This window comes from Deltaproteobacteria bacterium (assembly GCA_016874775.1).
In the GTDB taxonomy this organism is placed as follows: Bacteria; Desulfobacterota; Binatia; order Bin18; family Bin18; genus VGTJ01.
In genome coordinates this window covers 1-5,154 of record VGTJ01000271.1, presented here as the reverse complement: position 1 = coordinate 5,154, position 5,154 = coordinate 1, and the positions used below count along the sequence as shown (strand labels likewise).

Genomic DNA, 5,154 nt, shown 5'->3' with positions numbered 1-5,154 from the left:
GTTCGCGTGGTGCCGGACACCTTTGAAGAAGACCGCTTCCAGCCCGGTCCGGCCCCCGTGGAATTGCGCCACCGCTATGGTCTGTCGGCGGACGCGAAAGTGATATTCTCCGTCGGCCGGCTGGCCGCTGGCGAACGTTACAAAGGCTTCGACCGGATCATCACTGCGCTGCCGGAAATCGCGAGGCACCATCCCACCGTCCACTACCTCATCGCCGGACGGGGAGACGACCAACCAAGGCTGGAGCAACTTGCGAACACCGCGGGAGTCCGGACGCGGGTGACTTTTGCCGGCTTCGTGCCCACGGTTGAATTGTGCGCGCATTACCAGCTGTGTGACGTCTTTGCCATGCCGAGCACGGGCGAAGGATTTGGCATCGTGTTTCTTGAGGCGATGGCCTGCGGGAAACCCGTGCTGGCGGGCGATCAAGATGGCTCGACCGAGCCTTTGATGGACGGCCAACTCGGTGCTCTGGTGGACCCAACCGACGTGCCCGCCATCTCCATCACACTGTCCGACCTCTTGGCTCAGCGGCATCCGAACCGTATGCTGTTCGACCCCACTGAACTGCGCCGCCGAGCCGTTAAAGAGTTTGGGTTTGGTGCTTTTCAGCGTCGCGTGGAAAACTCGCTCGCGAGTTGCACCCAGCGCCCCCTATGATCTTGCCATCCTTATGAAGAAACTACTCGTCACCGGCTCTTCTGGCCTCATCGGCTCGGAGGTGGTCGAACATTTCTCCCGCACTGGTTGGGCCGTCCACGGCGTGGACAACAACATGCGGGCGGACTTCTTCGGCCCTGGCGGCGACACGCGCTGGAATACGCGCCGACTGAAGGAGCAGTTCCCCAGTTTCCGGCACTATGAGTTGGACATCCGCGACCGCGCAGGCGTGCTGGCCTTGCTCGAGGAAGTGCGGCCCGACGCGCTCGTTCACACCGCTGCTCAGCCCAGCCACGACCTAGCAGCGAGTCGGCCGTTTGACGACTTCGACGTAAATGCGGTCGGGACGCTGAACTTTCTCGAAGCCACGCGCCAGGCTTGCCCGGAGTCGCCGTTCGTCCACATGAGCACGAACAAGGTCTACGGTGACGCGCCCAACGAGATTCCACTTGTCGAGCTGGAGAAGCGCTGGGATTACGCGGACCCCACCTATCGCGACGGCATCCGCGAGACATTCCGCATTGACCAGAGCAAACACTCGCTCTTCGGCGCGTCGAAGGTCGCCGCCGACGTGATGGTGCAAGAGTATGGCCGCTATTTCGGGCTGCCCACCTGCGTGCTGCGTGGCGGCTGTCTTACCGGGCCCAATCACAGCGGCGTAGAGCTGCACGGCTTCCTGAGCTATCTGATCAAGTGCAACCTCGAAGGCCGCACCTACCGTGTTTTCGGCTATAAGGGCAAGCAGGTGCGCGACAATATCCACAGCCACGATGTCGTCACGTTCATGGAGCGTTTCATCGCCGCGCCGCGCCGAGGTGAGGTCTATAACATCGGCGGCGGGCGCGAGAACTCCATCTCCATCTTTGAGGCCTTCGACCTCATCGCCTCCATTTCCGGTCAGCCGATGCACCACGAATACGTGGACCAAAACCGCGCTGGCGACCACATCTGCTACATCTCAAACTTGGAGAAGATGCGCGCGCACTATCCCGGCTGGGGTATTACGAAGGATTTGCAGACCACGTTCCAGGAAATCCACCAATCGTGGTCGAAGCGTCGGGATGCATAATTGGCAATCAACAAACCAAAACATGAATGTCAAACCGAACGCTTGGTTACTTGAGCACTACCGAAACGAGTATTCGCAGGCTGGTGAGGACGGGATTCTCGAGAAGATCTTCTCCATTCTCCCTCAGAGTGTTAAGCCTTGGTGCGTAGAATTCGGTGCGTGGGATGGTGAACACTTGAGCAATACCACAAGCCTCATTGAAAAACAGCAGTTCGCCGCAGTCTTGATTGAGCCGGATCCAACACGCTTTGGACTTCTCACCAAGCGGTTTTCTGGTCGCCCTGAGATCCTTTGCCTGCAGCAGTTTATTGGCTTTGAGGGGAACGACACATTGGACGCTACACTGGCGCGAACACCGATCCCAATCGATTTTGATCTGTTGAGCATCGATATCGATGGGAACGATTACCATGTGTGGAGGGCGGCTCAGAAATACACACCGAGAGTTGTCGTTATTGAGTTCAATCCCACCGTGGCCGATGAAGTTCACTTCGTCCAGGCACCCTCACCCTTGGTGCAACAAGGGGCGAGCGTTGCGGCTCTGCACACGCTCGCCAAGGAAAAGGGATATGAGCCTATCTGCATCACCACAGGGAATCTAATCTGTGTAAGAAAAGAATATTTCCCACTATTTGGTATCCAAGACAATTCTGTCGGCGCTCTGCGGAAGGATCGCACCTTGATTACCCATTTTTTTTGCGGTTATGATGGGAGCGTGCACCTCGCTGGGTGTGGCAAGATGCCTTGGCATCAGGTGCCTTACTCTCTGCAAAGGGTTCAACATTTGCCACGTTTTCTGCATGCCTACCCTGATAACTATGGACCTCTGAGACGCCTGGCGTATCGCATTATACGCAGACTCCGCTCCTTAGCAGGCTCGCCACAAACCAAAGACACCCAATGCCGTTGAGCTTATGTCAAAAATAGTCATCGTCGTCCCTTCCTATAATTGCGAAGCCTACGTCGCTGCAACACTACAAAGTCTGCTGGCTCAGGGACCAGCTTTGGCCGAGGTGGATCGCGTTATTATCACGGATGATTGCTCCAAAGACCGCACCATTCAGGTGGCGCGTGAGACGTGGAGGGGATCAACTCCAATGGAAGTGTATGATTCGCCAGTCAACCGTGGCGAGTATCGGAATATGAACGAGTGCATCGCGCGACTACCGGCACACATTGAATGGTATCTGGTGATGCACGCGGACAACTTGGCCAAACCCGGCTGGCTGGAGGCGCTGCTTGAAAGGATTGCGGCGGCCGATGGAAAGGTGGGCACAATCTGCACGAGTTGGGACAATTTAGAGGAGAACGGAATGATCATCAAAGGCGAGAACCGTCAACCGCCAACGCCGGAGCGGATTGTAGGGAACGCTGCGAGTGTGGCGGGCACGATCCGGAAAGGCTGCTGGTGGCATATTTCCTCCTGTGCTACGCGAGTGAAGACTTACCGCGAGATCGGTGGCCTCCCGCCTGGTTTTCGTTTGAAGGGTGACTGGGATTTCTTGATGCGTTTGCTTGGGGCTGGGTGGGACGTAGAGTATTTACCGCGCGCCCTGATGACCTACCGGATGAATCCCACAGGCAGTTCCAACATCAGCTTCCGTCGCCACCGAGACGTGTATGAGACGATTTCGATCATGCAACGGCATCACTTGGCGATGACCGCAGCCGCAGTCGCAGCGTATCACACAGGGCATCTGGGCACGCTGGGTCGGCGCTTAGTCGGTGGTGTGCTACGCGGCCACTTTGAGCGAGCGTGGGCAACCGTCCCAGCCTCCTTCTACGTGATATGGTCGCTGTTCAAGTGCTTGCACGAACAGTGGCTCGGACGACGATCGTTTCGCTGGGTGTCGAGCAGTGATCCCATGATGGAGTCCCAGCTACAGTTGCTTTCGACGCGCATGGGGCGCTTCTACAGTGAACCTGCCACGCGAGATGCATACCAAGCGATGGTTGATGCCGAGGCGAGCGCGCAGCCAATAACAGAAGGGGCGCTACGCAAAGCGGTATTGGATGCACAGCCGCAAACCGCTCTCGAAGTGGGCTGTGGCAGTGGGCGCATTTACAAGCGGCTGCTGAGTGCCGGATTTGGCGGTGTTTACACGGGCCTTGAAATGTCTCCCAAAGTGATAGCTGACAACCAACGGAGGTTGCCGGGAGCGGTCTGGATTTGCGGGAGCGGTTATGACTTGTGTCTCCCCGCTGAGACTCAAGATTGTGTTTTCTCATACTATGTTCTGGAGCACTGTGCTTTTCCCGAGCGGTTTCTTAACAATCTGCTTCGAGTGGTGAAACCGGGCGGAAGACTCCTGCTGACTTTCCCGGATATGAAGGCGTCGCACATTTTCGGTTCGCAGGCGCTTGGGTGGGATGATCATACTGCCCGCGAACACGTCCAGTCGGGACGAATTTTCCATGCACTAGTGCGACTGTTGGACTCGCGTTTTAGACTTCCTTGCGCTTTGCAGCGGGCCGGAAACACCGTGGGGCCCTTTCCCGTCAATCTTACCCCGCAGTGCTTGGAGCCAGGCATCAAAATTACTCCAGACGTGGATGCAATTTATGCTGCCAGCCGTGATGAGGTGCGAACATGGGCCGAAGCCAAAGGTTGCACGGTGCACTTTCCAGGTGGCACCGAAGGAATTCTGCGAGTGAATGTGCTCATTGAGATTGTAAAACCGGTTGGCCCGAACTGACTACCGAATCTCAATCTATTCGTATATGCGGCACTTATCCGGTTGAACATGTATGTGCGGTATCGCAGGCATCCTCGTAAGCAGTCCCTTGGATGGCGCGGCGCAGCAGACGTTGCCCGTCATGCTCCGCGCCCTGCGTCATCGCGGGCCGGATGACAGCGGGATGTGGACCGCGCCCGGCAGCCACGCGGCGCTGGCCCATGCGCGGCTGTCGATTATTGACCTCAGCCCCGCCGGCCATCAGCCGATGTCCACGCCGGACGGCCGGTTGACCATTGTGTTCAATGGCGAGATTTACAACCACCGCGGGTTACGCACGGGCTTGGAAGCGCGCGGCGTTGCCTTCCGTTCGAATTCAGACACGGAGGTCATCCTCCGCGCCTACGAAGCCTATGGCACGGAATGCGTGGCCAAGCTGCGCGGCATGTTTGCCTTCGCACTGTGGGATGAGCGGGAGCGGTCGTGCTTGTTTGCTCGGGACGCCTTCGGCATCAAGCCGCTGTATCTGGCGGAACGGGACGGCCGGTTGGTTTTCGCGTCGGAAGTCCGCGCCTTGATCGCCTCCGGGTTGGTGTCGCGCGAGCTTGATCCCGTGGGCGTGCACGGCTACTTCCGCACCGGCTCCGTGCCGGAGCCGCGCACACTGCTCAAGGATGTCCGCTGTTTGCCGGCGGGGCATTGGGCGAGGTGGCGCGCAGGCCGGTTGGATGCTCGGCGTTACTGGACGCT

At 58.1% G+C, this 5,154-nt stretch carries 5 protein-coding genes; all 5 read left to right on the top strand.

What is annotated here, in order from left to right; genetic code table 11:
* Positions 1–660 (top strand): glycosyltransferase family 4 protein (locus FJ147_26980; protein MBM4259532.1); only part of this gene is annotated, 660 nt, incomplete at its 5' end.
* A 13-nt stretch (positions 661–673) separates the two neighbouring features.
* A complete protein-coding gene (locus FJ147_26975) occupies positions 674–1,729 on the top strand; it encodes an NAD-dependent epimerase/dehydratase family protein (protein MBM4259531.1) in 1,056 nt (351 codons plus the stop codon).
* Positions 1,722–2,639: an FkbM family methyltransferase gene (locus tag FJ147_26970; protein MBM4259530.1), complete on the top strand. Its 918-nt coding sequence runs from the start codon at positions 1,722–1,724 to the stop codon at positions 2,637–2,639. Before FJ147_26975 ends, FJ147_26970 begins: the two co-directional genes overlap by 8 nt.
* 4 nt (positions 2,640–2,643) lie before the next feature.
* Complete coding sequence (locus tag FJ147_26965) at positions 2,644–4,425, top strand: glycosyltransferase (GenBank protein ID MBM4259529.1); 1,782 nt, start codon at positions 2,644–2,646, stop codon at positions 4,423–4,425.
* Between the two features lie 52 nt (positions 4,426–4,477).
* On the top strand, positions 4,478–5,154 hold a 677-nt coding region (locus FJ147_26960), incomplete at its 3' end, for an asparagine synthetase B (protein ID MBM4259528.1).